This is a genomic window from Delftia sp. (assembly GCF_059499305.1).
The window spans coordinates 180,870-206,216 of record NZ_JCABYI010000022.1 but is presented as its reverse complement, the minus strand read 5'-3'; the positions used below and the strand labels follow the sequence as shown (position 1 = coordinate 206,216).

The following is a 25,347-nucleotide window of genomic DNA, read 5'->3' as shown; positions in this document are numbered from 1 at the left end:
GACGGGGCTTGTTGCAAAAACAATAATTACCACGTTAACTAAATCCACACCATGCAGATTCAGCCCTTTCTCCTGGATGACGGCCTTGCGCTGGGCACGGTCTACGGCACGCTGCTCAACCAGCAGGCCACCGTGCAGCGCCTGTCGCCGCAGTTCGACAGCGCGCCCTACAAGGCCGCTCCGCGCGCCCCCGTGCTCTACCTCAAGCCGCGCAACACCTGGGCACGCGATGGCGCTGCGGTGGCCGTGCCGGCCGATCCCGGCGAGGTCCGCGTCGATGCCAGCATCGGCCTGGTGATCGGCCGAAGCGCCACGCGCGTCCGCGAAGCAACGGCCCTGGACCATGTGGCCGGCTGGCTGATCGCCAGCGACCTCACGCTGCCGCACGAGAACTACTACCGCCCCGCCATCCGCCAGCGCTGCCGCGACGGTTTCTGCCCGCTGGGCGCCCTCGTTCGCGGCACAGGCTTTGACGCACAGGCGGCCACGCTCACGGTGTCCATCAATGGTGAACAGGTCTGGCAGCGCGGTTTTGCCGGTCTGGTGCGCTCGCCCGCAAGGCTGCTGGCCGACGTGACCGAATTCATGACGCTGTCGCCCGGCGACGTGCTGCTGCTGGGCCCGGGCGAAGGCGCGCCGCTGGCGCGGCCCGGGGACCGCGTGGTCATCGAGGTGCCCGGCCTGGGCCGGCTCACGCATTCGGTGGTGGCAGAACAGGGAGCAGCAGCATGAAGCACGGACGCGTCATCTTCGAAGGACAGAGCCTGCAGGTCACCGAAGGCCCGCACGGACAGGTGCAGTTGCCCGATGGCCGCCTGGTGGCGGAGACCGCCGTGCAGTGGCTGCCGCCGCTGCAGTTCGGCACCGTCTTCGCGCTGGGCCTGAACTATGCGGACCATGCCAAGGAAATCGCCTTCAACAAGGCGCCCGAGGAGCCGCTGGTCTTCCTCAAGGGCCCGAACACGCTGAACGGCCACCGCGGCCGCACGTACCGGCCCGCCGACGTGGCCTACATGCACTTCGAGTGCGAGCTGGGCGTGGTCATAGGCAAGACCTGCCGCAACGTGCGCCGCGAGGATGCCTACGGCGTGGTCGCCGGCTACTGCACGGCCAACGACTACGCCATACGCGACTACCTGGAGAACTTCTACCGGCCCAACCTGCGCGTGAAGAACCGCGACGGCGCCACGCCCGTGGGCCCGTGGTTCGTCGATGCGGCCGATGTGCCCGACCCCATGAACCTGCGCCTGCGCAGCTGGGTCAACGGCGAGCTCAAGCAGGACGGCAGCACGCGCGACATGGTGCATGACATCCCCTCGCTGATCGCCCACCTGTCGGGCTTCATGACGCTGAACCCCGGCGATCTCATCCTCACCGGCACGCCCGACGGCGTGGCCGACTCCCGCGTGGGCGACGAGATCGTCACCGAGATCGAAGGCCTGGGCCGCCTGGTCAACACCATCGTCGGCGACGCGCCGGCCGCCTCCTGAACCCACCGCACACGCCAAGGAATCCCCATGCGCATTGACCACCTGATCGACGGCAAGGCCGTCGCCGGCAAGGACTATTTCGAGACCGTCAACCCCGCCACCCAGGAGGTGCTGGCCGAGGTTGCCGCTGGCGGCGAGGCCGAGGTGCAGGCCGCCGTCGCCGCCGCGAAGAACGCCTTCCCGAAATGGGCCAACACGCCCGCCACCGAACGCGCCAAGCTCGTGCGCAAGCTGGGCGACCTGATCGCCCGCCATGTGCCCGAGATCGCGCAGACCGAGACCAACGACTGCGGCCAGGTCATCGCCCAGACCGGCAAGCAGCTGGTGCCGCGCGCGGCCGACAACTTCTACTACTTTGCCGAGATGTGCACGCGCGTGGACGGCCACACCTATCCCACGCCCACGCACCTGAACTACACCCTGTTCCACCCCGTGGGCGTGTGCGCGCTGATCTCGCCCTGGAACGTGCCCTTCATGACGGCCACCTGGAAGGTGGCGCCCTGCCTGGCCTTCGGCAACACGGCCGTGCTCAAGATGAGCGAGCTGTCGCCCATGACGGCCGCGCGCCTGGGCGAGCTGGCGCTGGAGGCCGGCATTCCGCCCGGCGTGCTCAACCTGGTGCACGGCTACGGCAAGGACGCGGGCGAGCCCCTGGTGCGCCACCGCGATGTGCGCGCCGTCTCGTTCACGGGCTCGACCCAGACCGGCAACCGCATCGTGCAGGCCGCCGGCCTCAAGAAGTTCAGCATGGAGCTGGGCGGCAAGAGCCCCTTCGTGATCTTTGACGACGCCGACTTCGAGCGCGCGCTGGATGCGGCCGTGTTCATGATCTTCTCCAACAACGGCGAGCGCTGCACGGCCGGCAGCCGCATCCTGGTGCAAAAGGGCATCTATGCGAAGTTCGTGGACCGCTTCGTGGAGCGCGCCAGGAAGATCACCGTGGGCGACCCGCTGGACGAGTCCACCATCGTCGGCCCCATGATCAGCGCCAGCCACCTGGCCAAGGTGCGCCACTACATCGAGCTGGGCCAGAAGGAAGGCGCCAGCATGCTGTGCGGCGGCCTGGACGCGCCCGTGCTGCCCGAGCGCGTGCGCAAGGGCAACTACGTGCTGCCCACGGTGTTTGCCGACGTGGACAACCGCATGCAGATCGCCCAGGACGAGATCTTCGGCCCCGTGGCCTGCATCATTCCCTTCAGCGACGAGACCGAGGCCGTGCGCCTGGCCAACGACATCCAGTACGGCCTGTCCAGCTACGTCTGGACCGAGAGCGTGGGCCGCGCCCACCGCGTGGCCGCCGCCATCGAGGCCGGCATGTGCTTCGTCAACAGCCAGAACGTGCGCGACCTGCGCCAGCCCTTCGGCGGCACCAAGGCCTCGGGCACGGGCCGCGAGGGCGGCAGCTGGAGCTACGAGGTCTTCTGCGAGCCCAAGAACGTGGCCGTCTCGCTGGGCTCGCACCATATTCCGCACTGGGGCGTCTGAACGGGCGACCAGCGACAACGACAAAGAGAACCGAGGAGACAAGACATGCAACGCCGCCATTTCCTGCAATCCACCGCAGCCACCACGGCCGCAGCGCTGATGCTCCCGGGCCTTTCCCAGGCCCAGCCCGGTAGCCCGGCCGGCACCTGGCCTGCAAAACCGCTGCGCATCATCGTGCCCTTCACGCCGGGCGGCACCACCGACCTGGTGGCGCGCCTGGTGGGCACCGAGCTGGGCAAGTCCCTGGGCCAGCCTGTGATCGTGGAGAACAAGCCCGGCGCGGGCACGGTGATCGGCGTGGACTATGTGTCCAAGCAGCCGGCCGACGGCTACACCCTGGTGTGCGTGGCCAACAGCTTCACGGCCAACAAGACGCTGGTGAAGAACCTGCCCTACGACACCACGCGCGACCTCAAGCCCGTGGCGCTGATGGGCCTGTCCGAGCATGTGCTGGCCACCCACCCGGGCAGCGGACTGAAGACGCTGGCCGATCTGCGCAACCGCGCCAAGGCCAGGCCCGGCGAGCTCAGCTATGCCTCGTTCGGCAACGGCACCTCGGCCCATCTGTCGGGCGCGCTGCTGTGCCAGGAGATGGGCATCGACATGGTCCACATCCCCTACAAGGGCCAGGGCCCGGCGCTGGCCGACCTGCTGGGCGGCCAGGTGGACGTGATGTTCGGCAACTGGCCCGAGTTCCGTGGCCATGTGCAAAGCGGCAAGCTGGTGGCCCTGGGCATGGCCACGCGCCAGCGCTCGCAGTTCGCTCCCCAGGTGCCCACGCTGGCCGAGCAGGGCGTGGCGCTGGAATCCAACTCCTGGCAGGGTCTGCTGGCACCCGGCGCCACGCCCGATGCGCTGGTGCAGCGCATCAACGCCGCCGTGGTCAAGGCCCTGGCCGAGCCCGCCGTGGTGGACGCCTTCGCGCGCGGCGGCATCGTCTCGCAGGCCGGCACGGCGCAGCAGTTCGCGGCCTTCGTCACCAGCGAAATCGCCAAGTACGAAGCCATCATCCGCCGCGCCAACATCACGCTGGGTTGAGGCAGACACCGGGAGCCGCCATGAGCCTGTACACCATGCAGAAATTCCTGTTCCAGCTCAACCGCGAGCCCGAGGTGCAGCGGCGCTTTGCCGAGGATCGCGCCGCGCTGCTGGCCGAGTACGCGCTGGAGCCCGAGGAGTACGAAGCCATGTTCCAGGGCGACATCGGCAAGCTCTACGTGCTGGGCTGCAACGGCCAGCTGCTGATGCACTTCGCGCCACTGCTGGGCATGCCCTGGGCCGACTACCTGCAGGCCATGCGCGACGGCGTGCAAAAGCACGGACCGGTGCGCGCGGGCGTCTACGCGATGACGACAGCCACCAACGAAAAGATCGCAGGAGTTTGAGATGAGTCTGGTATTTGCAGGCGTTTGCAGCCACGCGCCCGGCATCACGGGCCGCGCACACTTGGCCGATCCGGCCACCAGGGATGCCTTCCATGCCGCCTTCCGCGACATGGGCGCACGGCTGGAGGCGGCGCGGCCCGACGCCGTGATCGTCATCGCGGCCGAGCACTTCGCCAACTTCTTCATGAACAACATGCCGGCCTATGCCATCGGCATGGCAGACCACTACGAAGGACCCATCGAGGACCCGGCCTGGCTGGGCATAGAGCGCCACCGCATTCCCGGCAATGCCGAGCTGTCGCGGCGCCTGATCACCGAGGTCATGCAGACCGTGGACGTGGCCTTTGCCGAGGAGTGGAAGTTCGACCACGGCATCATGGTCCCGCTGCACTTTCTGACGCCGGCCTATGACAAGGACATCATCCCCGTCAACATCAACTGCCAGGGCCCGCCGCTGACGCCGCTGCACCGCGCCTGGGCCTTTGGCGAGGCCCTGCGCCGCGCCTGCGACAAGGCGCCCGAGCGCATCGCCATCGTGGGCACGGGCGGCATCTCGCACTGGCCGGCCACGCCCGACTCGGGCAAGGTCAACTGGGAATGGGACCAGCAGTTCATGGACCGCTGGTGCCGCAACGACCGGGACGCGCTGCTGTCGTACACCGACGCCGAAACCTACCGCGACGGCGGCCAGGGCGGCTTCGAGATCCGCAGCTTCATCGCCGTGGCCGCCGCCGCGCGCGGCGCGGGCCAGGTGCTGTACTGCCAGCCCATTCCCATCTTCGCCGTGAGCTGCACGGCCGCCACCATGGAGGTGGCCTGAATGCCGCACGTGGTCATCCTCTACACGGCCAGCCTGGACGCGTATACCGACATGACGCAGCTGTGCCGCGCCCTGGCCGACACCATGCTCACCGTGCGTGCCGAAGACGGCGCCCAGGTCTTTCCCACGGGCGGCACGCGCGTGCTGGCCTACCCCGCGCCGCACAGCGCCGTGGCCGATGGCGGGGCTGCGGGCCGCGCAGCGGGCGGCGATGGCGACTACGGCTTCATCTACATCAACCTGCGCATGGGCCGGGGCCGCTCGGCCGCCGTGCAGCAGCAGGCCGGCGACGCCCTGCTGGCCTGCGCGCGCCGCCATCTGCAGCCGCTGTTCGCGCAGCGCCACCTGGGCCTGACCGTGCAGGTCGATGAAAGCCCGGGCCAGGTGTATGACGGCAAGCACAGCACCCTTCATCCCCTCTTTTCCAGGCCTTGAAATGTTTTCCCAAGAACTGTTGACCCAACTGGCCCAGGAGCTGGACCGCAGCGAGAAGACGCGCGTGCAGGTCGAGCATTTCTCCAAGCGCTTTCCCGGCATGACCGTGGAGGATGGCTACCGCGTCTCGCGCGAATGGGTGCGCCTGCAGATCGCGGCGGGGCGCAAGGTGATCGGCCACAAGATCGGCCTGACCTCGCGCGCCATGCAGATATCGAGCCAGATCGACGAGCCCGACTACGGCACCCTGCTCGACAGCATGCTCTACCGCTGCACGCCGGGCCAGGTGCTGGACATCCCGGCCGCGAATTTCATCGCGCCGCGCGTGGAAGTGGAGCTGGCCTTCGTGCTCAAGGCGCCGCTGCGCGGCCCGGGCCTGCCCGGCGGCAAGGAGATCACGCTGCAGGACGTGCTGGACGCCACCGACCACGTGACGCCGGCCATCGAGATCATCGACGCGCGCATCGAGCAGTTCGACCGCCACACCAAGGCCATGCGCAAGGTCTACGACACCATCAGCGACAACGCAGCCAATGCAGGCATCGTCACCGGCGCCGGCCGCGCTGACCCCCAGGTGATAGACCTGCCCTGGTGCGGCGCCATACTGCGCTGCAACGGCGTGGTCGAGGAGACCGGCCTGGCTGCCGGCGTGCAGGGCCATCCCGCCATCGGCGTGGCCTGGCTGGCCAACAAGCTCTCGCCCTGGGGCGAGGCCCTGGAGGCCGGCCAGACCGTGCTGGCCGGCTCGTTCACGCGCCCCGTGGCCGCCAAGCCTGGCGACCTGTTCGATGCCGACTACGGCCCGCTGGGCCGCCTGCAGTTCCGCTTTGTCTAGGCGCTGTCGTCCCGACGCCTGCCCCGCCCTTATTGGAGATTTCCCATGCCCCTTGCCCTGCGTGACCCCAGCCTGCTCAAGAACCTCTGCCTGATCGACGGCCAATGGCTGGCCGCCGACGATGGCAGCCGCATCGACGTCCACAACCCCGCCACGGGCGAGTCCGTGGGCCATGTGCCCCGCATGGGCGAGGCCGAGACGCAGCGCGCCATCGCCGCCGCCGAGCGCGCCTTCGCCCTCTGGAAGCAGCAGACCGCCGAGGCCCGCGCACGCCTGCTGCATCGCTGGTTCGAGCTGATGATGGAGAACCAGGAGGACCTGGCCCTGATCATGACCAGCGAGCAGGGCAAGCCCCTGGCCGAGTCGCGCGGCGAGATCGCCTATGCGGCCTCCTACGTGCAGTGGTTTGCCGAGGAAGCGCGCCGCATCTACGGCTCCACCGTGCCCGCGCCCTGGGCCGACAAGCGCATCATCGTGACCAAGGAGCCCGTGGGGGTCTGCGCCGCGATCACGCCCTGGAACTTCCCGGCCGCCATGATCACGCGCAAGGTCGCACCCGCCCTGGCGGCGGGCTGCACCATCATCGTCAAGCCCGCGCAGCAGACACCGCTGTCGGCCCTGGCCATGGCCGAGCTGGCCCAGCGCGCCGGCATTCCCGAGGGCGTGTTCAGCGTGATCACGGGCTCCTCGCGCGCCATCGGCGGCGTGCTCACGGCCAGCATGGCCGTGCGCAAGCTGACCTTCACGGGCTCCACCGAAGTGGGCCGCGTGCTGGCCGAGCAATGCGCGCCCACGCTCAAGAAGATGTCGCTGGAGCTGGGCGGCAACGCGCCCTTCATCGTCTTCGATGACGCGGACCTGGATGCCGCCGTCGAGGGCGCCATGGCCTCCAAGTACCGCAACACCGGCCAGACCTGCGTGTGCGCCAACCGCCTGCTGGTGCAGGACGGCGTGTACGACGCCTTCATGGCCAGGCTCAAGGTCGCCGTGCAGGCCCTCAAGGTGGGCAACGGCCTGGAGGCCGGCGTGGGCCAGGGCCCGTTGATCGACCAGGCCGCCGTGGACAAGGTCGAGGAGCTGGTGGCCGATGCCGTGAAGAACGGCGCCGAGGTCGTGCTGGGCGGCAAGCGCCACGCGCTGGGCGGCACCTTCTACGAGCCCACCATCCTGGCCAACGCCACGGACCGCATGCGCATCGCCAGGGAAGAGGTCTTCGGCCCCGTGGCGCCCGTGTTCCGCTTCAAGACCGAGGAAGAGGCCATCCGCATGGCCAACGACACCGAGTACGGCCTGGCCGCCTACTTCTACGCCCGCGACGTGGGCCGCGTGTGGCGCGTGGGCGAGGCGCTGGAGTACGGCATGGTGGGCATCAACAGCGGCATCATCAGCACGGCCGTGGCGCCGTTTGGCGGCGTCAAGCAGTCGGGCATGGGCCGCGAGGGCGGCGCCGCCGGCATAGAGGAATACCTGAGCACCAAGTACCTGTGCATGGGCCACTGAGGCCCGGACAATCACACCATGCAGACACCTGTGAACCGCTTCAAGGCCGCCATTGCGGCCGACCAACCCCAGATCGGCCTGTGGCTGGGCCTGGCCGACGCCTATTCGGCGGAAATCTGCGCGGGCGCCGGCTTCGACTGGCTCCTGATCGACGGCGAGCATTCGCCCAACGACACGCGCACCCTGCTGGCGCAGCTGCAGGCCATCGCGGCCTATCCCGACAGCCATGCCATTGCCCGCGTGCCCATGGGACACGGCGAGGTCGGCGAGATGCTGATCAAGCAGTACCTGGACATCGGCGTGCAGACCCTGCTCGTGCCCATGGTGGACACGGCCGAGCAGGCCGCACGCATCGTGCGCGCCGCGCGCTATCCGCAGGCCGACGGCCAGGGCGGCATCCGCGGCATGGGCGGCGCACGCGCATCGGCCTGGGGCCGGCGCGCCAACTACGCCCATGAAGCCAACGCCCAGGTCTGCGTGCTGGTGCAGGTGGAGACGCGCCAGGCGCTGGCCCACCTGGACGCCATTGCCGCCACCGAGGGCGTGGACGGCGTCTTCATCGGCCCGGCCGACCTGTCGGCCTCCATGGGCCACATCGGCAACCCCGGCCATCCCGAGGTGCAGGAGGCGATTGCCGACGCCATCGCGCGCATACGCCGCGCCGGCAAGGCGCCCGGCATCCTCACGCCCAACGAGGCCCTGGCGCGCAAGTACCTGGAGCTAGGCTGCACCTTCACGGCCGTGGGCCTGGACACCAGCGTGCTGGTGCAGGCCACCAGCGCGCTGGCTGCGCGCTTCAAGCAGGCAGCGGCCCCCGCGCCGAAAAGCCAGACCTATTGAGGCCCCGGCCTGACAAGGCGCGCGCAACGCCGCTCCGGGGAGGGAGCGGCGGCTGCATAGAATCCAGCCGACAGATGCTGCCGAACATGCCCCAGACCACGACCTCTTTTGCCCCCGAGCCGCTGCGCGCCTTCTCGCGCTCCCTGCCCATGGCGCTGCTGCGCGCCCGCGAATCGGTCATGGTGCGCTTTCGGCCCATGCTGCGCGCCCATGGCCTGACCGAACAGCAGTGGCGCGTGCTGCGCGCCATGGCGGCGGTCACGCACAGGCTGCGGCCCATGGAGCTGTCGCAGGCCACCTACATCAGCATGCCCAGCCTCTCGCGCCTGCTCAAGACGCTGGAAGGCCGGCAGCTGGTGGAGCGGTCGCGCCACGCCAGCGACATGCGCGGCGCCGAGTTCGAGCTCACGGCGGCCGGCCACGCCATCGTGGCCGAGATCGCGCCGCATTCCTCCGAGACCTATGCCGAGATCGAGCGCCTGGTGGGCCATGAAGAGATCGAGCAGCTCTACGCCCTGCTCGACCAGGTCGTGCAGCGCCTGGGCGCGGCCGACGGCAGCCAGGCCGAGGAATAGCCGCCCCGGCACGCCGGTCGGGCACTGCCGGGCACAATCGCCCCATGCCGCAGCCGATTGCCGTCATCGACTTTGAAACCACGGGCATGGCGCCTGCCCAGGGCGCGCGTGCCACCGAGGTCGCCATCGTGCTGATCGAGGGCGGCCAGGTCGTGGACCGCTTCCAGAGCCTGATGCGCACGGGCGCCTGGATACCGCCCTTCATCACGCGGCTGACCGGCATCACCAATGCCATGGTCGCAGCCGCGCCGCCCGCCGAGGACGTGATGCGCGATGCCGCCCGCTTCGTGGGCAGCGCGCCCATGGTGGCGCACAACGCGGCCTTCGACAGCAAGTTCTGGCAGTCCGAACTGGCCCTGGCCGGCGAGGCCGCGCCCCAGCCCTTTGCCTGCACCGTGCTGCTGTCGCGCCGCATCTATCCCGACGCGCCCAGCCACAGCCTGAGCCGGCTCACCGCCCACCTGGGCCTGCCCGTGGCCGAGCGTGCCCACCGGGCGCTGGCCGATGCCGAGATGGCCGCCGCCCTGCTGGCGCGCATGCAGCAGGACCTGTGCCGGCGCTATGCGCTGGCCTGGCCCGAGCATGCCCTGCTGATGCGGCTGCAGCGCTGCGCGCGCGCCCGCATGTCAGGCTGGCTGCAGGAGAACGCCGCGCCCGCCCAGATGCGCATGGCGCTGTGAGCCGGCACGGCGCACGCAAGGCAAAGACCTCCCTGGCCAAATCCCCATCGGCCGCATCTGCCGGCATCCGCACCCATAATGCACGGTTGCTGCCCGGCTACGGGCGCCCGTCCCAAACGCGGCAGCCCTGCTGCCGCCTTGCTGCCGCCTGGTTCTTGCACCCGTGAATTCCGCCCTGCCTCCTGCCGCCATGGCCAACCTGGCCCCTCAGGCCCCGTTCTCGTCGCGCGAGTTCCGCGACGCGCTGGGCCAGTTCGCCACGGGCGTGACCATCGTCACCGCGCGCAGCCCGCAGGGCCATCCGGTGGGCGTCACCGTGAGCTCGTTCAACTCGGTCTCGCTCACACCGCCGCTGGTGCTGTGGAGCATGGCGCTGTCGGCGGCCTCGCTGCCCGTGTTCCAGCATTGCTCGCACTACGCCATCCACGTGCTGTCGGCCTCGCAAAAGCCCCTGGCCGAGCTGTTCGCGCGCAAGGGCGTGGACCGCTTCGCCAACACCGCCTGGCGCAGCTCGGCCCAGGGCGTGCCGCTGCTGACCGAAGCCACCACCGTCTTCGAGTGCCGCAACCGCCATCGCCATGAAGAGGGCGACCATGTGATCTTCATCGGCGAGGTCGAGCAGTGCAGCCACCAGGCCGGCCACACGCCGCTGCTGTACCACGCAGGCCGCATGCACACGGGCGGCCTGGGCTGAGCCCGGGCCCGCGGCAGCACTCCCGTCGTCTCTCTCGGCAGCTCCCCCATTCCCGCTCCTTCCCGCCTCCGGGTAATCCCCGGTCCGGGAAATCGGTGTCTGCGCATATTGTATATACAGGCTTATACATCTGAGCACAGACCCATCCGCAGGCCGATGAAGCCCGTGGATGCGGCGGCCATTTCACCAATGACGGGGGGAGACAGCACATGAGTTCACCATCTGCAGGCAGCCTGCACCGAGGGCTGTCGGCCCGCCATATCCGCTTCATGGCGCTGGGCTCGGCCATAGGCACGGGGCTGTTCTACGGCTCGGCCAAGGCCATACAGCAGGCGGGCCCCTCGGTGCTGATCGCCTACCTGCTGGCGGGCGCGGCGGTCTACATGGTGATGCGCGCGCTGGGCGAGATGGCCGTGCACAACCCCGTGCCCGGCTCCTTCGGCCAGTACGCCAGCGACTACCTGGGCCCGTTCGCCGGCTTCATCACGGGCTGGACCTATACCTTCGAGATGGTCATCGTCTGCCTGGCCGACGTGACGGCCTTCGGCATCTACATGGGGTTCTGGTTTCCCGAGGTGCCGCGCTGGATCTGGGTGCTGTCCATCGTCTGCTTCATCGGCGCGCTCAACCTGTGCTCGGTCAGGGTGTTCGGCGAGATGGAGTTCTGGCTGTCCCTGCTCAAGGTGGCGGCCATCATCGCCATGATCGGCGGCGGCCTGGGCATCATGGTGTTCGGCTTCGGCATGGCGTCCGACCAGGCGCCCACCGGCGTGCAGAACCTGTGGGTGCACGGCGGCTTCATGCCCCATGGCGTCTCGGGCCTGATCGCATCGCTGGCGGTGGTGGTGTTCGCCTTCGGCGGCATCGAGATCATCGGCATCTCGGCCGGCGAGGCCAAGGACCCGGCGCGCGTGATCCCGCGCGCCATCAACGCCGTGCCGCTGCGCATCCTGCTGTTCTACGTGCTCACGCTGTTCGTGCTGATGAGCATCTTCCCCTGGCCGCAGATCGGCAGCCAGGGCAGCCCCTTCGTGCAGATCTTCAGCGGCCTGGGCATTTCCTCGGCCGCCACCATCCTCAACGTCGTGGTGATCTCGGCGGCCGTGTCCGCCATCAACAGCGACATCTTCGGCGCCGGCCGCATGCTGTACGGCATGGCGCACCAGGGCCAGGCCCCCGCCGGCTTCGGCCGCGTCTCGCGCCATGGCGTGCCCTGGATGACGGTGGTGGTGATGGCCGTGGCGCTGCTGGCCGGCGTGGTGCTGAACTACCTGATCCCCGAGGACGTGTTCCTGCTGATCGCCTCCATCGCCACCTTCGCCACGGTCTGGGTCTGGCTGATGATCCTGCTGTCGCAGTTCGCGGCGCGCCGCCGCATGAGCCCGCAGCAGGTGGCCGCGCTGAAGTTCCCGGTCCCGCTGTGGCCCGCCGCGCCGCTGGCCGCCATCGCCTTCATGCTGCTGGTGCTGGGCGTGCTCGGCTACTTCCTCCACACCCGTGCCGCGCTGGTCGTGGGCGGCCTGTGGATCGTGCTGCTGGGCGCCGCCTACCTGCTGTGGGTGCGCCCCGCCGCCGCGCGTGCGCAGAGCGAGGCGATGCGGCCTGCGGCGAACGCGAACCCTTAGTCGAACTCGACCTCGGTGGCCACCACCATCGCGCCATCGACCGAGAGCCGGCCCTTGACCTCGACCACGCGCCCCACGGCAATTTGGGCAGCGCTGCCATCCTCGAAGCGCGCATTGCGATAGTCCACGCGCACGCCGCGCAGCTCGAAGATGCCGGCCAGGCTGTCGACAGCGGTGATGCGGCCCTCGATCTCGAAGCCATCGTCACTGTCCAGCCGCAGCTTGCGCTCGACCTCGGAGGCGCGAAGCACCCCGTCCTGGAACATGCCCTCGACCTCGACCAGGTCGCCCACGGCAAGGCCTGCGGGCAGGCGTGTGGCGCTGCCCGCGTCCACGCTCAGGCCGTCCACGACGAAGCGGGTCGGCGAGTCCATGCGGGTGATATGGCCGGTGACGTCGGCCTCCACGCCCGCCTGTTCGGGCAGCGTGGGACGCTGCACCGACAGTGCGGTGGCCACCCACAGGCCGGCGGCATCGGGCTGGCGCGCCAGGCGCAGACTGACCACGTCGCCGGCAGCCAGCGCGGCGGCAACCTGCACGCCGCTCCAGTTGACGACGGCCTCGCCGATGCGCAGGGTGCGGCGCGACATGTCAACGGCATCCACAGGCGCGCGCAGGCGCCAGGGCTCGTCGGCGTCATCCTCGATCTCGATGCGGCTGGCAAGAATGCGGCCCTGCGCATCGCGCAGGCCGTGGACTTCCAGCACACGGCCGACCTGCAGCGCCGCCGCGCGGCCGTCCTCGAACACCGTGGCCGCATCGACGATCACGGTCTGGCCCAGTACGGTCAGCCGGTCGCCCACGACCGCGCTCAACGGACCTTCCAGATCGCTGCGCACAAGAATCTGGCGGGCCATGGCGCGCGCCACACCATCGCTGCCGGTGGTCACGGGATCGGCCGTGACATGGACCGCCATGCCCAGCTTGAGCGCATCGCTGGCCAGCAGGACGCCATCGCCATCGGTGATCCGGGCCTGGCGCTCGTCATACCGCACCCCATTGACCAGGATGGAGCCGAAGCCGTCAATGGTGCCCGACGCATAGCTGGCGCTGGGAGTGACCGGCGTGGGGGCGGGCTTGTCAGCCCCGCCGCCGCCACCGCCGCAGGCGGCCAGCAGCACGGACAGCGAGAGCGCGCCAGCGCCCAGGACCCGGGGCAATGGCGGGGCGGAGCGGGAAAAGCGAAGAAAATGCATGGTGTTCGATGCCAGAAAGAAACAGATGAAAAGGCACCGCGGCGGGGCCATCGGTGCAACCGCCTGCAGTGTCGGCAAAGGCGCCTAAACCGCGCATGAATGGCGCGTTCATGCACTGTTTAAGAACGTGCACATAAGATGCGTGGCCGTGAAACTCCGCCTCGCACTTGCTGCCTTGCTGGCCCTGCCGCTGGCGCCCGCCTCTGCCACCACGCCAGCGGAGCATGAAAGCGTGCGCCGCGAGGTGCAGTCCAAGCGCCTGCGGCCCTTGGCGGAAATCCTCCAGGACGTGCAGCAGCGCCACAAAGGGCGCGTCATCGACATCGAACTCGAGCGCGGCGCCGACGGCCGGCGCTGGTACGAAATCAAGCTCGCCAATGGCCAGCGCACGGAGATCTATATCGATGCAGTCACGGGACAGGACATCCCCCGGCCGGGCGCGACCACCGCCGTGCTGATACCCATGTCCGCCGTGGCGGCAGCCGTCACCCGCTTGCATCCCGGCACCGTGCTGCAGATCGAGCTGGAGGAAACGCGCAGCCCCAGGCCCTACTACGAGATCCAGCTGCTCACGCGCGAAGGCCGTGAGCAGCTGCTGCGCGCCGACGCCCAGACGGGCCGCATCCTGGCGGAGCCTGTCCTGAGCCGGGAGCAGGCCGCCACGCTGCAACCGCTGCCGCGCATTCTTGAGGAACTGGAGCGCAAGTACCAGGCCCGCGCCACAGAGGCCGAGCTCAAGATCGACGTCCGGCAGCGCGCCTACTACGAGGTCGAGTTGCAGCTGAGCGCCGGCCGCAGCATCGAAGTGCATGTGGATGCGTACAGCGGCCAGCCCATCGAAGAGGACGGACTGCGCTGATGCGGGTGCTCATCGTCGAAGACGACGCCGATCTTGCTGCAGGCCTGCAGGCCATCCTGCAGGAGGCCGGCATGCTGGCCGAGTGCTGCGCGGACGGCCGCCTCGCCCAGGAACTGGGCAGCGTCGAACACTATGACGCCGCCTTGCTGGACCTGGGGCTGCCAGGACAGGACGGCGTCTCGGTGCTGCGCCATTGGCGCGAGCAGGGCCGCTCCTTTCCCGTGCTGGTGCTCACGGCCCGCAACCGCTGGAGCGACAAGCTCACGGCCTTCCAGGCCGGCGCGGACGACTACCTGACCAAGCCCTTTCTGCACGAGGAGGTCGTCACGCGGCTGCGCGTGCTGCACCGGCGCGCAGCAGGCGGCAGCCGGCCCCTGGTGCAGATAGGCCCGCTGGCCTACGACACCATGGCAGACCGCTTCACGCTCGAAGGTCGGCCGCTTGCGCTGACCGCGCAGGAGCAACGCATCCTGAGCTTTCTGACCAACCGGCATGGACAGCTCGTCAGCCGCGCCGACATCAGCGAGCATGTCTACGCACGCGACCTGGACCCGGACTCCAACACCGTGGACGTGCTGGTCGGCCGCATCCGCCGCAAACTGTCCCCGCATGGCCTGATCCATACCGAGCGCGGACGGGGCTTTCGCCTGCAGCAGGCCAGCGGCGACCATGCGTCCTAGGCACTGGGGCCTGTCGGAGCGCCTGCTGGCACTGAGCCTGGTGGCCACGCTGGCCTGCGGCACGGCCGCCAGCTGGCTGCTGCGCGAGCAGTTGCACGATGCGGTGCTGCGCAGCTTCAAGGCCGGCCTGCAGGACCGCGCCGAGCGGCTGCAGGCCGAGCTGCAGTCCCCGGGACCCCTGACCGGACAGGGCACGCGGCTCAATCGCGGCGAGTTCGGCCGCATTTTCTCGGGCTGGTACTGGACACTGGAGCAGGACGGGCGGCTGCAGCAGTCGCGCTCGGTCTGGGACGACAGCCTGGAGCTGGACGACGCCCGTCCCTGGCCCCGGCACAAGGGCAGCGAGACGCTGCTGTCGCTGCGCGGGCCGCAGGGGCGCGAACTGCTGGGCCTGCGCCGCAGCTTCGATGTCGCGGGCAGGCGCGTGCAGCTGCATGTCTTCGGCCCACTGGACGGTACGCGCCAGGAATGGCGCCGAATCGACCGCATCCTGCTGGTCACCGAGCTGGGCCTGGTCGCCGCGCTGCTGCTGTGCACGGTGGCGCTGGTGCGCCTGGGATTGCAGCCGCTGCGCAGCCTGCAGCAGGCGCTGCAGGACATGGAAGACGGCACACGCACGCAGCTGGGGCGGCACTTCGGCCCCGACCTGGACCCGATTGCCGAGGCCGTGGACCAGGTGCTGCAGCGCAATGCCCAGGTCGTGGAGCGCGCGCGCCACCAGGCGGCCGACCTGAGCCATGCGCTCAAGAAGCCGCTGGCCGTGCTCGGCATCCAGGCACGCGGCCATCAGGTCGATGGCCCGTGGCTGCGTGACCAGGTACAGGCCATGTCCCACACCATCGACCGCCATCTGGCGCGCTTCGCCAGCGGCGCCGGCAGCGCCGGCAGCGTGGCGCTGGATGAGGTGCTGGCCCGGCTGCTGGATGCCATGCGCCAGATCCACGCCCAGCGGCACCTGTCCTGGTCCATCCAGACCTCCACGCCGCTGCCCGGCCATGGGCGGCGCTGGCGCGGCGCGGCCTCGGACCTGGAGGAGATGGCGGGAAACCTGCTGGACAACGCCGGCAAGTGGGCGCGCAGCCGCGTCACGCTGGCCGTGTGCCAGGATGGCACGACGACGCTGCTGCAGATCGATGACGACGGCCCAGGCCTGGCACCGGAGCATCTCGCGCAGGCCATGGAGCGCGGTGTCCGCTTCGACGAACAGGCCCAGGGCCACGGCCTGGGCCTGGCCATCGTGCGCGACATCGCCGAGACCTATGGTGGATCGCTGGAGATGGGGCCGAGCCCGCTGGGCGGGTTGCGCTGCACGCTGCGCCTGGGCTGAGCACGGCGCCGGGCGGCGCTCAGCGCGAGGCGTCGGGCAGCTCGATCTTGACTTCGAGCACTTCCAGGTTTTCCTGGCGCTCCAGGTGCACCTTGATGTCGTTGACGTCGATGTCCACGTACTTGGAGATCACCGCCATCAGCTCCTTTTGCAGCGCAGGCAGGTAGTCGGGACCGCCGCCATTGCCGCCCACGCGCTCGCGCGCGAGGATGATCTGCAGGCGCTCCTTGGCCACCGAGGCCGTCTTCTTCTTTTCTCCGAGCAGGAAAGAGAGCATGGACATGGCCGCTTACCTCCCCCCGAACATGCGTTTGAAGAAGCCGGGCTTTTGCGCTTCGGTGAAGCGCATGGGCTTTTCCTCGCCCAGGAAGCGCGCGACCACGTCCTGGTAGGCCTCGGCCACGTCCGAGCCCTGCATGTGCACGGCGGGAATGCCCTGGTTGGAGGCCTGCAGCACGGTTTCGGACTCGGGCACGACGCCGATCAGCTCGATGCGCAGGATGTCCTGGATGTCTTCCAGCGACAGCATCTGGCCGTCCTGCACGCGGTTGGGGTTGTAGCGCGTGATCAGCAGGTGTTCCTTGACGGTCTCGCCCGCGATGGCGCGCGCGGTCTTGGAGCTGAGCATGCCCAGGATGCGGTCGGAGTCGCGCACGGAGGAGACTTCGGGGTTGGTCACGACCAGGGCCTCGTCGGCGAAGTGCATGGCGATCAGCGCGCCGCTTTCGATGCCGGCCGGCGAGTCGCAGACGATGTACTCGAAGTCCATGCCCGCCAGGTCGTCCAGGATCTTCTTGACGCCGTCCTGCGTGAGCGCATCCTTGTCACGCGTCTGGGAGGCGGCCAGCACGAAGAGGTTGTCGCACTGCTTGTCCTTGATCAGGGCCTGGTTGAGGTTGGCCTCTCCCTGGATGACGTTGATCAGGTCGTAGACCACGCGGCGCTCGCAGCCCATGATCAGGTCCAGGTTGCGCAGGCCCACGTCGAAATCGATGACGGCGGTCTTGTGCCCGCGCAATGCGAGGCCCGATGCGAAGCTGGCGCTGGTGGTGGTCTTGCCCACGCCACCCTTGCCGGAGGTCACGACGACTATTTTGGCCATGTTTGCACGGTTCCTTAAAGACTGGAGAGCAAAGAAGAAGGGTCCGGTGTCATACCGGCTCGATGAGGATTTTCTCGCCGTCGAGACGCACCTTGGCGGGCCTGGCGGCCACATCCGCGGGGAGATCGGTCTCGATTGTGCGATAGATGCCGGCAATCGACAGCAGCTGTGCTTCCATGCAGGTGCTGAAGATGCGCGCCTCGGTGTTGCCGCGCGCCCCGGCGATGGCCCTGCCGCGCAGCGGCGCGTAGACATGGACGTTGCCGTCGGCGATGACTTCGGCACCATAGCTGACCATGGCCAGCACCACGATGTCGGTGCCGCGCGCATAGACGCGCTGGCCCGAGCGCAGCGGCTTGTCCACGATGAGGGCGTCGGCCTGGGGAGCAGGCACCTCGCGCACCACCTCGACCTCGCGCACGACTTCCTGGATCTCGATCTCGGGCACCGTGGGCCGCACGGGTGCGGCCTCGGGCGCGGGCGCCAGGCCTGCGGCACGCGCCGCCTCCATCTGCGCCGGGCTGCCGCCGCGCACGGCCACGGGCACGGTGCGGTGAAAGCGCAGCGCCTCCACGAGCACGGCGAAGTCGATGGACTCCTCGGCCTCGCGCACATGGGCCAGGTCGATCAGCACGGGGTCGTTGTCGAAGAAATCCGGGTCGTCGGCCAGGCGCTGGGCCAGGTCGGCCACGAGCGCACGTACGTCGGTATCCCGCAGGGTCACGGCCACCACGGGCAGCTGCGCGCTCTTGAGGTCGAAGCTGGGGCGGGCAGTACTCGTCGTTTCAACGGCCATGGGACTGGGAGTGCGGTGGATGGGAGAGTTGCCTCTCGACGCGCAAAGTGTACTGTGTGTGCAGTACATGGGCGCCCACTCCCGCCGGGAGGCGGGCCCCGGGGAGTGTCCATTTGTGTTGTGTCACACACGGCCCATGCCCCCGTGGCGGGGGCCGGGCGGACCCGGTCACTGAAACCGGGGCTTACGCTTCTCCACGAAGGCCATCACGGCCTCGCGGTGGTCGGCGGTCTTGTGGGCCAGGGCCTGGTAGCCGGCGGACAGCTCCAGCAGCGACTCCAGCGTGCTGTGCTCGCCCTCGCGCAGCAGGCGCTTGGTCATGCGCATCACGGCGCCGGGGTTGGCGGCGATCTTGTCGGCCAGCGCGCGTGCCGTGGGCAGCAGCTGGTCCGCCGGCACGACGCGGCTGACCAGGCCGCAGGCCAGGGCCTCCTGCGCGTCGATGGCCTCGCCCGTGAACGCCATCTCGGCCGCCTTGGCGCGGCCCACGGCGCGCGGCAGCAGCCAGGCGCCGCCGTCCCCGGGGACGATGCCCACGCGCACGAAGCTCTCGGCAAAGGTGGCCGTCTCGCTGGCGATGCGGATGTCGCACATGCAGGTCAGGTCCAGCCCCGCGCCGATGGCCGGGCCGTTGATGGCGCAGATCACGGGCACGTCCAGCTGGGTCAGGGCACGCGGAATGCGCTGTATGCCCTGGCGGTACTCCTCGCGGATGGCATCGGGCGTGAGCGCGTCGTCGAAGAAGCGCTGCATGTCCTTGACGTTGCCGCCCGAGCTGAAGATGGGGCCGGCGCCCGTGAGGATGACGGCCTTGACCGAGGCGTCGCGCCGGATCTCGTCGCAGACCTGCACGAATTCCTCCACGGCCGTGTTGCCCGTGAGCGCATTGCGCGTCTCGGGCTGGTTCATGGTGAGGGTCCAGATGGCGCCGTCGCGGGCGATGTTCAGAAAGGACATGGAGAAGACTCCTTGAGCAAGGGTTTATTCGGTGATGTCGGTGGTTGAACGGATCAGGTCCAGCGTGCTGCCCGCGTGGCCATGGACCAGCGCGGCGCCAGCAACACCGTGCCAGTACGACTCGGAGCCCGCCGTCTGGCGCCAGGCATGCAGGCGGCGCGTGAGCAGTTGCAGGTCGTATTCCTCGGTGAAGCCCATGGCGCCGTGGATGGCGTGGGCCGCCTCGGCCACGTCCAGCGCGGCCTGGCTGCAGCGCGCCTTGGCCACGGCCACGCGCAGCCGATCGGGGAAGATGCCCTGCCCCGCGCAGCCCAGCCGGGCCGCCATGCGCGCGGCGAAGACATGCTCGCTCATCACCGCCAGCTGGTGCTGAATGGCCTGGAACTTGCCGATGGGGCGCCCGAACTGCTGGCGCTCGTTCGCGTACTGCAGCGTGCGCTGGAACACCTCCATGAGCGCGCCCGCCAGCTGCGCCGCCACCAGGCCGGCCTGCAGCGTGCGCAGGTCCAGCCCATCCGGCAGGGCGATAGCGGGAGCAGGTGCTGCGCGGACCTGATCGGCGCTCCAGCGCAGGTTCACGTCCAGGCAGAAGGCCGCCGGCTCGGACTGCGCCTGCGCCACGGGCAGCAGGCTCCAGCCCTGCGCATGCTGCACCAGCACGCTGTCCGCCACCGCGCCCAGGCGCACGGGTGCGCAGTGCAGGCTGCCATCCGGCTGGAGCAGGCCTTGCGCCAACGCGATGGCGCCTGGTGGACGCTCCGCCCCCGCGCCCGCCAACAGCGCGCGCGCCAGCATGGTCTCGCCCAGCGGCACGGGCAGCGCATGGGCGCCGGCCTGCGACCACACATCGAACAGCTGCGCCAGCGCCAGCCCCGCGCCGCCCGCGTGCTCAGGCACCAGGGCATCGGCAAAGCCGGCCTGCTCCAGCGATTGCCACAGCGCCCGGGGCGAGCCCCCGGCCTCGATGGCGCGCACCCGCGCGGGCGTGCACTCGCCCTGCAGCAGCTGGCGTGCGGCATCGGCAAACAAATCGTCTTGCATGTCTCTCTCCATTCATGACACATGACGCCAGGCCTTGGGCGTTCCGTTTGAAACTGGCGCGCCCCAACTCAGGGGGAACCTTATTCAACGCAGGCCGAGGCCACGCGCGATCATTCCGCGCAGGATGTCGCGCGTGCCGCCGCGCAGCGAGTACGAAGGTGCCACCTCCGTCACGTAGTTGAGGGTGCGCAGCAGCTCCAGCGGAACCTCGGACGCCTCGCGTGCGAACAGGTCGTCGGCGATGGCGGCGGGAATGGACTGCTCCAGCGTCGTGCCCAGCTCCTTGACCAGGGCCGCCTCGACGATAGGGCTTTCGCCGCGCACCAGCTTGTCCTGCACGGCAACCGACATGGCGCGCAGCGGGGCCAGCTCGGTGAACACGCGGCCGGCCAGGCGCAGCGCGCCTTCGCTGCGCTCGCCCGTTGCACGCAGCCAGGCCAGCCATTCGTCGAACAGCACGATGCTGGAGAACAGCCGCTCGGGCCCGCTGCGTTCGAAGGCCAGCTCGGCCGTGACCTGCTCCCAGCCCTGGCCTTCCTGGCCGATCAGGGCGTCGGGCGGCAGCTGCACGTTGTCGAAGAAGACTTCGCAGAAATGGCTGTCGCCCGAGAGGTCGGTGATGGGCCGCACGGTCACGCCCGGCAGCGACAGGTCCACGATGACCTGGGACAGCCCCTTGTGCCGGTCACCCGCCTCGCCCGAGGTGCGCACCAGGGCGATCATGTAGTGGCAGTGGTGGGCGTTGGTGGTCCAGATCTTCTGGCCGTTGAGCACGAAGCCCTTGCCGTTCGGCGCGGCGCGCGTCTTCACGCTGGCCAGGTCCGAGCCCGCGCCGGGCTCGCTCATGCCGATGCAAAAGAAGGCCTCGCCCCGGCAGATGCGCGGCAGGTAGAACCGCTTTTGCGCCTCGGTGCCGTACTTGAGGATCAGCGGGCCGCTCTGGCGGTCGGCAATCCAGTGCGAGCCCACGGGCGCGCCGCAGGCCAGGTATTCCTCCACCAGCACGTAGCGCGTGAAGGCGCTGCGCCCGCCGCCGCCGTACTCGCGCGGCAGGGTGACACCTATCCAGCCCTTTTCGCCCAGCTGCCGGCTCAGTTCGGCGCTGTAGCCGCCCCAGGAGCGCGCACGCACATGGGGCGGCAGGCCGCTTATGGCCTGGGCGAGGAAGGCGCGCACCTCGGCGCGCAGGGCTTCGTCCTCGGCGGGGATGCGGGTCAGGGCAAGGGAATCAAGCACACTCATTGCAGGGCTCCATGGTTGGACCCCACTCTAGGCAGCCGGTCTGTCGCAGTCCAATATTAAAAACCGAGCCACTGATACCGTTTGAATATCAGGCGGCCTGTGCCTTGGCATGCTGCGCCGCAAAGCCCACATACCAGTCCAGGCAGCCCGGGTTGGCCATGGCCTCCTTGTTGACCACCTTGTCCAGCGGCTGGCCCAGCATCAGCTTCTTGATGGGCAGCTCCTGCTTCTTGCCGCTGAGCGTGCGCGGGATTTCGGCCACCTGCACGATCTCGTCGGGCACGAAGCGCGGCGACAGGGCCTGGCGGATGGCGCCCTGCAGGCGCGCGCGCAGGGCGTCGTCCAGATCCACGCCCGGGCGCAGCACCACGAACAGCGGCATGTAGCTTTCGCGGCCCAGGTATTCGAGGTCCACGACCATGGAGTCCAGCACTTCGGGCAGGGCCTCGACGGCGCTGTAGATCTCGCTGGTGCCCATGCGCAGGCCGTGGCGGTTGATGGTGGCGTCGCTGCGGCCGTAGATGATGCAGCCGCCCTCCGGGAGGATGCGTATCCAGTCGCCGTGGCGCCAGACCGGGCCCATGGCGGCGGGGCCGTCACCGCCACCGGGCGCGCGGCCATGGCCGGCCGGGTACATGTCGAAGTAGCTGGACAGGTAGCGCTTGCCGTCCGCATCGCCCCACAGGTACAGCGGCATGGAGGGGATGGGCTGGGTGCAGACCAGCTCGCCCACCTCGTCGATGACGGGCTGGCCCTGCTCGTTCCAGGCCTCCACGGCCGCGCCCAGCTGGCGGCACTGCATGATGCCCGGCTGCTGGGGCAGCTCGCGGTGGCCGCCGATGAAGGCGCCCGCGAAGTCGGTGCCCCCCGAGATGTTGTTCCACCAGATGTCAGGCCGTCCCATGCTGGCGAACTGCGCCGTGCCCCAGCTTTGCACCTCGGGCGACAGCGGCGAGCCCGTGGTGCCCAGGCTGCGGATGCGCGACAGGTCGCCGCACTGGGCCAGGTCCACGCCGGCCTTCATGCAGTTGGCGTAGAAGGCCGCGCCCGAGCCGAAGCTGGTCACGCCGGTCTCGGCCGCGAAGCGCCACAGCACGCCCCAGTCGGGCCTGTCCTTGCTGCCGCCGGGGCTGCCGTCGAAGATCACGCAGGTGGTGCCGCCCAGCAGGCCCGAGACCTGGGCATTCCACATCACCCAGCCCGTGGAGCTGTACCAGTGGTAGCGCTCGCCCCAGCTGTTGGGGTGGTAGCTGCAGCCTACGTCGTTATGCAGGGCCTTGAGCTGCAGGGCCACCAGCACCATGCCGCCATGGCCGTGGACGATGGGCTTGGGCAGGCCGGTGGTGCCGCTGGAGTAGACGATCCACAGCGGGTGGTCGAAGGGCAGCCATTCGGGCTCGAAGGCCGCCGTGGCCGCGTCGTCGCGGGCCGTGACCTGGCCGTAGTCGGCGGCATCGGCCAGCCTGGCCTGCAGATCCAGGTTGGGCACAAGGACCACATGCTCCACGCTGGGCAGGCCTGCGCGCAGCTCCGCCAGCACGGCCATGCGGTCGATATCGCGCCCGGCGTAGTGCACGCCATCGACGGCGATCAGCGCCTTGGGCGCGATCTGGCGGAAGCGGTCCAGCACCGCGTTGGTGCCCATGTCGGGCGCGCAGATGCTCCAGACGGCGCCCAGGCTGGCCGTGGCCAGCAGGGCGACCATGGCCTCGGGGATGTTGGGCAGGTAGGCAGCCACGCGGTCGCCGCGGCCCACGCCCTGGGCCTTCAGGTGCAGGGCCAGGGCGGCGACCTGGCGGCGCAGGTCGGGCCAGGACAGTTCGCGGTGGCGGCCCGTCTCGTTGCGGCTGACCACGGCGGGCATGCCGGCCGCATGGGCGGCATCCACATGGCGCAGCGCCTGGCGCGTGTAGTTGATCTGGGCGCCCGGAAACCACTGGGCGCCGGGCATGGTGTTGCGCTCCAGCACGGCCGTGTGCGGCGTAGGCGATTGCAGCGCGTTGTAGTCCCAGATGCTTTGCCAGAAGGCGTCCAGGTCGGTCACCGACCAGCGCCACAGCGCGTCGTAGCTGTCGAACTGCAGGCCGTGGCGCTCGCGCAGCCAGTCCTGGTACAGGCGGATCTGGGGGATGAAGGCAGGGGTGTGGCTCATGACCGGCCACGGTACGCGCGCGCTGCCCGCGAGCCCAGACGGGAAAGCCATTAGCCTGGCACCTGGGCGACAAAGTCTGCGGGCCGGATCGCGTATCTGCGCACAAACACTGGGAAAAAATTTCCGCTCGCCCCCTCCTGCCAGAAAACAAATGCCTCTAATATCGCGCCAATTTTTTACAAGGAGCGATGCCACATGGGCCTTTTCCAATGGACGGAGAAATCCGCCGACCAGCTGCAACGGGGAGGCGTGATCGGCCCCGATGAGCGCCTGCCCTGGCCCCAGACCGGGCTGATGGGCATACAGCACGTGATCGCCATGTTCGGCTCCACCGTGCTGGCGCCCATCCTCATGGGGTTCGACCCCAACGTGGCCGTACTCATGAGCGGCATCGGCACGCTGATCTTCTTCCTGATCACGGGCGGCAAGGTGCCCAGCTACCTGGGTTCGTCCTTTGCTTTCATCGGCGTGGTGATCGCAGCCACGGCCTATGGCGGCAAGGGCGCCAACGGCAACATCGGCGTGGCGCTGGGCGGCATCATTGCCTGCGGCGCGGTCTATGCGCTGATCGGCCTGGTGGTGCAGCTGGTGGGCACGCGCTGGATCGAGCGCTTCATGCCGCCCGTGGTCACGGGCGCCGTGGTGGCCGTGATCGGGCTGAATCTGGCGGCCATCCCCGTCAAGAACATGGCGGCCAACAACTTCGAGTCGTGGATGCAGGCCCTGACCTTCGTCTGCGTGGGCCTGGTGGCCGTGTTCACGCGCGGCATGGTGCAGCGCCTGCTGATCCTGGTGGGCCTGATCGCCGCCAGCGTGCTGTACGGCCTGTTCACCAATGTGCTGGGCATGGGCAAGCCCGTGGACCTGTCGGGCGTGGCCAATGCCGCCTGGTTCGGCCTGCCCCAGTTCCACGCGCCCGTGTTCAGCGGCCCGGCCATGGTGCTCATCGTTCCCGTGGTCATCATCCTGGTGGCCGAGAACCTGGGCCACATCAAGGCCGTGACCGCCATGACGGGCAAGAACCTGGACCAGTACATGGGCCGGGCCTTCATCGGCGACGGCGTGGCCACCATGGTCAGCGGCGCGGCCGGCGGCACCGGCGTGACCACCTATGCCGAGAACATCGGCGTGATGGCCGCCACGCGCATCTACTCGACGGCCGTGTTCTTCGTGGCCGCCGTCCTGGCCGTGCTGCTGGGCTTCTCGCCCAAGTTCGGCGCGCTGATCCAGGCGATCCCGCTGCCCGTGATGGGCGGCGTGTCCATCGTGGTGTTCGGCCTGATCGCCGTGGCCGGCGCCAAGATCTGGGTGGACAACCGCGTGGACTTCTCGCAGAACAAGAACCTGATCGTGGCGGCCATCACCCTGATCCTGGGCACGGGCGACTTCACGCTCAAGTTCGGCGACTTCGCGCTGGGCGGCATCGGGACCGCGACTTTCGGCGCCATCATCCTGTACGCGCTGCTGGATCATGCACGCGATGATCAGCCGCTGATTCATTGAATGTGAGCACACGCAAACATTCTTTGAGCCTTTGACTGCGCGGCAGGGCCTTTACGGGGAAACCCGAGGGCCGCTGCCAGCGCTGCTACCATCGGTTTCCGGAGATATACCGCCCTTGCGTTCTTGCA

General features: G+C 69.0%; 25 protein-coding genes and 1 pseudogene. 18 read left to right on the top strand and 8 right to left on the bottom strand.

Features of this window, described 5'->3' with window-relative positions; all coding sequences use genetic code 11:
- Positions 1–51: 51 nt before the first annotated feature.
- The 14 genes and pseudogenes from AC5I49_RS13540 to AC5I49_RS13475 all read left to right on the top strand — a co-directional run bounded on the left by AC5I49_RS13540 (position 52) and on the right by AC5I49_RS13475 (position 12,364).
- Positions 52–732: a fumarylacetoacetate hydrolase family protein gene (locus tag AC5I49_RS13540; RefSeq protein WP_495789499.1), complete on the top strand. Its 681-nt coding sequence runs from the start codon at positions 52–54 to the stop codon at positions 730–732.
- Entirely contained in the window at positions 729–1,490 is a 762-nt protein-coding gene (locus AC5I49_RS13535; protein WP_151020358.1) for a fumarylacetoacetate hydrolase family protein, read from the top strand. Before AC5I49_RS13540 ends, AC5I49_RS13535 begins: the two co-directional genes overlap by 4 nt.
- A 27-nt stretch (positions 1,491–1,517) precedes the next feature.
- The gene (gene hpaE, locus AC5I49_RS13530; RefSeq protein ID WP_209801311.1) at positions 1,518–2,975 is read left to right on the top strand and encodes a 5-carboxymethyl-2-hydroxymuconate semialdehyde dehydrogenase; all 1,458 of its coding nucleotides are present in this window, start codon (positions 1,518–1,520) and stop codon (positions 2,973–2,975) included.
- A gap of 42 nt (positions 2,976–3,017) precedes the next feature.
- Positions 3,018–4,013: pseudogene (locus AC5I49_RS13525) on the top strand (tripartite tricarboxylate transporter substrate binding protein); the annotation flags it as partial.
- 20 nt (positions 4,014–4,033) lie between these two features.
- Positions 4,034–4,360 carry an aromatic ring-opening dioxygenase LigA gene (locus AC5I49_RS13520; protein ID WP_043823357.1) on the top strand — a complete coding sequence of 109 codons (327 nt, stop codon included), beginning with the start codon at positions 4,034–4,036 and terminating at the stop codon, positions 4,358–4,360.
- A 1-nt stretch (position 4,361) separates the two neighbouring features.
- Positions 4,362–5,180: a DODA-type extradiol aromatic ring-opening family dioxygenase gene (locus tag AC5I49_RS13515; RefSeq protein WP_012202042.1), complete on the top strand. Its 819-nt coding sequence runs from the start codon at positions 4,362–4,364 to the stop codon at positions 5,178–5,180.
- A complete protein-coding gene (locus AC5I49_RS13510) occupies positions 5,181–5,615 on the top strand; it encodes a 5-carboxymethyl-2-hydroxymuconate isomerase (RefSeq protein ID WP_445609837.1) in 435 nt (144 codons plus the stop codon).
- Between the two features lies 1 nt (position 5,616).
- Positions 5,617–6,450 (top strand): 2-oxo-hept-4-ene-1,7-dioate hydratase, encoded by an 834-nt coding sequence (gene hpaH, locus AC5I49_RS13505; protein WP_047468572.1) that lies wholly within the window; start codon positions 5,617–5,619, stop codon positions 6,448–6,450.
- A 45-nt stretch (positions 6,451–6,495) separates the two neighbouring features.
- Positions 6,496–7,950, top strand: a complete 1,455-nt coding sequence (locus AC5I49_RS13500) for an NAD-dependent succinate-semialdehyde dehydrogenase (protein ID WP_065344938.1) — start codon at positions 6,496–6,498, stop codon at positions 7,948–7,950.
- An 18-nt stretch (positions 7,951–7,968) separates the two neighbouring features.
- On the top strand, positions 7,969–8,790 hold the full coding sequence (locus tag AC5I49_RS13495) for an aldolase/citrate lyase family protein (RefSeq protein WP_012202038.1): 822 nt from the start codon (positions 7,969–7,971) through the stop codon (positions 8,788–8,790).
- A gap of 86 nt (positions 8,791–8,876) precedes the next feature.
- Entirely contained in the window at positions 8,877–9,365 is a 489-nt protein-coding gene (gene hpaR / locus AC5I49_RS13490) for a homoprotocatechuate degradation operon regulator HpaR (protein ID WP_016447335.1), read from the top strand.
- 44 nt (positions 9,366–9,409) lie between these two features.
- Positions 9,410–10,045 (top strand): 3'-5' exonuclease, encoded by a 636-nt coding sequence (locus tag AC5I49_RS13485; RefSeq protein WP_244387693.1) that lies wholly within the window; start codon positions 9,410–9,412, stop codon positions 10,043–10,045.
- Positions 10,046–10,235: 190 nt separating this feature from the next.
- Entirely contained in the window at positions 10,236–10,739 is a 504-nt protein-coding gene (locus AC5I49_RS13480) for a flavin reductase family protein (RefSeq protein ID WP_016452255.1), read from the top strand.
- 209 nt (positions 10,740–10,948) lie between these two features.
- Positions 10,949–12,364 (top strand): amino acid permease, encoded by a 1,416-nt coding sequence (locus tag AC5I49_RS13475; protein WP_495789498.1) that lies wholly within the window; start codon positions 10,949–10,951, stop codon positions 12,362–12,364.
- Here AC5I49_RS13475 and AC5I49_RS13470 read toward each other — a convergent pair.
- The gene (locus AC5I49_RS13470) at positions 12,361–13,560 is read right to left on the bottom strand and encodes a DUF5666 domain-containing protein (RefSeq protein ID WP_126311559.1); all 1,200 of its coding nucleotides are present in this window, start codon (positions 13,558–13,560) and stop codon (positions 12,361–12,363) included. The genes AC5I49_RS13475 and AC5I49_RS13470 overlap by 4 nt on opposite strands.
- Before the next feature lie 148 nt (positions 13,561–13,708).
- Here AC5I49_RS13470 and AC5I49_RS13465 point away from each other — a divergent pair, with 148 nt between their 5' ends.
- The 3 genes from AC5I49_RS13465 to AC5I49_RS13455 are packed head-to-tail and all read left to right on the top strand — an operon-like array spanning position 13,709 to position 16,426.
- Complete coding sequence (locus AC5I49_RS13465; protein WP_223275184.1) at positions 13,709–14,419, top strand: PepSY domain-containing protein; 711 nt, start codon at positions 13,709–13,711, stop codon at positions 14,417–14,419.
- Complete coding sequence (locus AC5I49_RS13460; protein WP_013800000.1) at positions 14,419–15,099, top strand: response regulator transcription factor; 681 nt, start codon at positions 14,419–14,421, stop codon at positions 15,097–15,099. Before AC5I49_RS13465 ends, AC5I49_RS13460 begins: the two co-directional genes overlap by 1 nt.
- The gene (locus tag AC5I49_RS13455; RefSeq protein WP_074921175.1) at positions 15,089–16,426 is read left to right on the top strand and encodes a sensor histidine kinase; all 1,338 of its coding nucleotides are present in this window, start codon (positions 15,089–15,091) and stop codon (positions 16,424–16,426) included. The genes AC5I49_RS13460 and AC5I49_RS13455 overlap by 11 nt, the downstream gene beginning before the upstream one ends.
- A gap of 19 nt (positions 16,427–16,445) precedes the next feature.
- Here AC5I49_RS13455 and minE read toward each other — a convergent pair whose 3' ends face one another.
- The 7 genes from minE to AC5I49_RS13420 form a co-directional block, all read right to left on the bottom strand.
- Positions 16,446–16,709, bottom strand: a complete 264-nt coding sequence (minE, locus tag AC5I49_RS13450) for a cell division topological specificity factor MinE (protein ID WP_012202033.1) — start codon at positions 16,707–16,709, stop codon at positions 16,446–16,448.
- A gap of 6 nt (positions 16,710–16,715) precedes the next feature.
- Positions 16,716–17,528, bottom strand: a complete 813-nt coding sequence (minD, locus tag AC5I49_RS13445; RefSeq protein WP_017405686.1) for a septum site-determining protein MinD — start codon at positions 17,526–17,528, stop codon at positions 16,716–16,718.
- A gap of 49 nt (positions 17,529–17,577) precedes the next feature.
- On the bottom strand, positions 17,578–18,324 hold the full coding sequence (gene minC, locus AC5I49_RS13440; protein WP_126311558.1) for a septum site-determining protein MinC: 747 nt from the start codon (positions 18,322–18,324) through the stop codon (positions 17,578–17,580).
- Positions 18,325–18,492: 168 nt separating this feature from the next.
- Complete coding sequence (locus AC5I49_RS13435; RefSeq protein ID WP_154833006.1) at positions 18,493–19,281, bottom strand: crotonase/enoyl-CoA hydratase family protein; 789 nt, start codon at positions 19,279–19,281, stop codon at positions 18,493–18,495.
- A 24-nt stretch (positions 19,282–19,305) separates the two neighbouring features.
- Entirely contained in the window at positions 19,306–20,322 is a 1,017-nt protein-coding gene (locus AC5I49_RS13430) for an acyl-CoA dehydrogenase family protein (protein ID WP_495789497.1), read from the bottom strand.
- Between the two features lie 84 nt (positions 20,323–20,406).
- Positions 20,407–21,564: an acyl-CoA dehydrogenase family protein gene (locus AC5I49_RS13425; protein ID WP_013799995.1), complete on the bottom strand. Its 1,158-nt coding sequence runs from the start codon at positions 21,562–21,564 to the stop codon at positions 20,407–20,409.
- A gap of 88 nt (positions 21,565–21,652) precedes the next feature.
- The gene (locus AC5I49_RS13420; protein ID WP_207442502.1) at positions 21,653–23,716 is read right to left on the bottom strand and encodes an acetoacetate--CoA ligase; all 2,064 of its coding nucleotides are present in this window, start codon (positions 23,714–23,716) and stop codon (positions 21,653–21,655) included.
- A 195-nt stretch (positions 23,717–23,911) separates the two neighbouring features.
- On the opposite strand from AC5I49_RS13420, the gene AC5I49_RS13415 reads away from it, so the two are divergent.
- On the top strand, positions 23,912–25,219 hold the full coding sequence (locus AC5I49_RS13415) for a solute carrier family 23 protein (protein ID WP_046239355.1): 1,308 nt from the start codon (positions 23,912–23,914) through the stop codon (positions 25,217–25,219).
- Positions 25,220–25,347 lie beyond the last annotated feature (128 nt).

Coding starts and splice junctions, on each gene's coding strand:
- AC5I49_RS13540 (WP_495789499.1), top strand. CDS start 52: ATGCAGATTCAGCCCTTTCTCCTGGATGACGGCCTTGCGCTGGGCACG.
- AC5I49_RS13535 (WP_151020358.1), top strand. CDS start 729: ATGAAGCACGGACGCGTCATCTTCGAAGGACAGAGCCTGCAGGTCACC.
- hpaE (WP_209801311.1), top strand. CDS start 1,518: ATGCGCATTGACCACCTGATCGACGGCAAGGCCGTCGCCGGCAAGGAC.
- AC5I49_RS13520 (WP_043823357.1), top strand. CDS start 4,034: ATGAGCCTGTACACCATGCAGAAATTCCTGTTCCAGCTCAACCGCGAG.
- AC5I49_RS13515 (WP_012202042.1), top strand. CDS start 4,362: ATGAGTCTGGTATTTGCAGGCGTTTGCAGCCACGCGCCCGGCATCACG.
- AC5I49_RS13510 (WP_445609837.1), top strand. CDS start 5,181: ATGCCGCACGTGGTCATCCTCTACACGGCCAGCCTGGACGCGTATACC.
- hpaH (WP_047468572.1), top strand. CDS start 5,617: ATGTTTTCCCAAGAACTGTTGACCCAACTGGCCCAGGAGCTGGACCGC.
- AC5I49_RS13500 (WP_065344938.1), top strand. CDS start 6,496: ATGCCCCTTGCCCTGCGTGACCCCAGCCTGCTCAAGAACCTCTGCCTG.
- AC5I49_RS13495 (WP_012202038.1), top strand. CDS start 7,969: ATGCAGACACCTGTGAACCGCTTCAAGGCCGCCATTGCGGCCGACCAA.
- hpaR (WP_016447335.1), top strand. CDS start 8,877: ATGCCCCAGACCACGACCTCTTTTGCCCCCGAGCCGCTGCGCGCCTTC.
- AC5I49_RS13485 (WP_244387693.1), top strand. CDS start 9,410: ATGCCGCAGCCGATTGCCGTCATCGACTTTGAAACCACGGGCATGGCG.
- AC5I49_RS13480 (WP_016452255.1), top strand. CDS start 10,236: ATGGCCAACCTGGCCCCTCAGGCCCCGTTCTCGTCGCGCGAGTTCCGC.
- AC5I49_RS13475 (WP_495789498.1), top strand. CDS start 10,949: ATGAGTTCACCATCTGCAGGCAGCCTGCACCGAGGGCTGTCGGCCCGC.
- AC5I49_RS13470 (WP_126311559.1), bottom strand. CDS start 13,560: ATGCATTTTCTTCGCTTTTCCCGCTCCGCCCCGCCATTGCCCCGGGTC.
- AC5I49_RS13460 (WP_013800000.1), top strand. CDS start 14,419: ATGCGGGTGCTCATCGTCGAAGACGACGCCGATCTTGCTGCAGGCCTG.
- AC5I49_RS13455 (WP_074921175.1), top strand. CDS start 15,089: ATGCGTCCTAGGCACTGGGGCCTGTCGGAGCGCCTGCTGGCACTGAGC.
- minE (WP_012202033.1), bottom strand. CDS start 16,709: ATGTCCATGCTCTCTTTCCTGCTCGGAGAAAAGAAGAAGACGGCCTCG.
- minD (WP_017405686.1), bottom strand. CDS start 17,528: ATGGCCAAAATAGTCGTCGTGACCTCCGGCAAGGGTGGCGTGGGCAAG.
- minC (WP_126311558.1), bottom strand. CDS start 18,324: ATGGCCGTTGAAACGACGAGTACTGCCCGCCCCAGCTTCGACCTCAAG.
- AC5I49_RS13435 (WP_154833006.1), bottom strand. CDS start 19,281: ATGTCCTTTCTGAACATCGCCCGCGACGGCGCCATCTGGACCCTCACC.
- AC5I49_RS13430 (WP_495789497.1), bottom strand. CDS start 20,322: ATGCAAGACGATTTGTTTGCCGATGCCGCACGCCAGCTGCTGCAGGGC.
- AC5I49_RS13425 (WP_013799995.1), bottom strand. CDS start 21,564: ATGAGTGTGCTTGATTCCCTTGCCCTGACCCGCATCCCCGCCGAGGAC.
- AC5I49_RS13420 (WP_207442502.1), bottom strand. CDS start 23,716: ATGAGCCACACCCCTGCCTTCATCCCCCAGATCCGCCTGTACCAGGAC.
- AC5I49_RS13415 (WP_046239355.1), top strand. CDS start 23,912: ATGGGCCTTTTCCAATGGACGGAGAAATCCGCCGACCAGCTGCAACGG.